This window comes from Paenibacillus thermoaerophilus (assembly GCF_005938195.1).
GTDB classification, from domain to species: domain Bacteria; phylum Bacillota; class Bacilli; order Paenibacillales; family Reconciliibacillaceae; genus Paenibacillus_W; species Paenibacillus_W thermoaerophilus.
Window position 1 is genome coordinate 1 of the sequence record NZ_VCQZ01000056.1, and the last position, 1442, is coordinate 1442.

The window sequence follows — 1442 nt, forward strand, 5'->3', positions numbered from 1 at the left end:
TGTTGTTGTTCCGTGATAATGTCACGGTGTAACTGTTCTGAGATAATGTCACTATGGGACAGGAGTTTATGACATTGACCAGAGCAGAACTGAAGAAGGTACTTGTAGTGGAGAAGATTCTGGATGGGCGGATGACGAATGCTGAGGGGGCTGCGACACTCGGACTGAGCGTGCGGCAAATGATTCGGCTGAAGAAGAAATATGTGGCAGAAGGAGGAGCACAGGCACTTGCCCACCGTAATCGCGGTAGAAAGCCGAAACACGCCTTGTCGGAGGAAATCAAACATCAGGTCGTCGAGTTGTACAAGACGAAATACCACGGCAGCAACAACTGCCACTTTGCGGAACTGCTGGAAGAGCACGAATCGCTGAAACTGAGCCCATCCAGCATCCGACGCATGCTGCTGGAAAAAGGCATCAAACAAGCCAAACAGCGCAGACGGGGTAAGACCCATCGACCACGTGAACGCAAACCACAGGCGGGGATGCTGTGGCAGATGGACGCGACGCCATATGCCTGGCTGGAGGATCGCGCCCCCGCCTTCACGCTTCACGCCGCCATCGACGATGCGACAGGCACCGTGGTTGGCGCCGTATTTAGACCGACGGAATGCCGGGAAGGCTACTCGCTCGTCATGCAGCAAGGCATCCGCAAGTACGGCGTACCGCTTGGCCTTTATAGCGATCGGCACACCATCTTTCGCTCGCCCAAGGAGAAGCTGACCGTGGAGCAGGAACTGGCCGGCGAAACGAAGCCGCTCTCCCACTTCGGCAAGGCGATGGCCGAGCTTCATATCGAGCATATCCAGGCCGTCACGCCACAGGCTAAGGGACGCGTTGAGCGGCTCTGGAAGACATTCCAAGATCGCTTGGTCATCGAACTGCGGCTGCTCGGCGTCCAGACGATGGAGGAGGCCAATGCGGTGCTGCCCAAGCTGCTGGAAAAGCACAATCGCCAATTCGCCATTCCGCCCAAAGAGGCGGAGTCGGCGTACATGAAGCTGGATCCATCTGTCCATTTGAATCATGTGTTCACGATTCGCGAGTACCGAAAGTTAGGACACGGAAACACGCTCTCTTATAACGGGAAGGTGTATACCTTCGCCAAGCCCTGTGATTTCCGTTTCGAAGCCAGAACGACGGTGGAGGTGCGTGAAACGCTCGCTGGAGAAGTGCTCGTTTGGCACAACGGTCAAGCGATTCCGCTGAAAGAAACGGAAAAGCCGGTACGCAAACCAGTGACCCAAACAAAAAAGGCGGAGCCTGCGCAGCCGCGCAAACCCGCCGCCAACCACCCTTGGAGGTTGGCATGGAACAGAAGACAACAACAGGATAACACAAAAACAACAACCGTCCAAGTCACTGGAACGGGCGGCTACGCAAATTAACAAAGTGACATTTTTACAGACGAGTTAAGGTGACATTTTCACAGACGCTTGACA

The 1442-nt window shown here is 54.9% G+C and carries 1 protein-coding gene; it reads left to right on the forward strand.

The window, feature by feature from the left end:
* Nucleotides 1-74: 74 nt before the first annotated feature.
* Complete coding sequence (locus FE781_RS17300) at nt 75-1388, forward strand: ISNCY family transposase (RefSeq protein ID WP_138790841.1); 1314 nt, start codon at nt 75-77, stop codon at nt 1386-1388.
* The last annotated feature ends 54 nt before the right edge of the window (nt 1389-1442 follow it).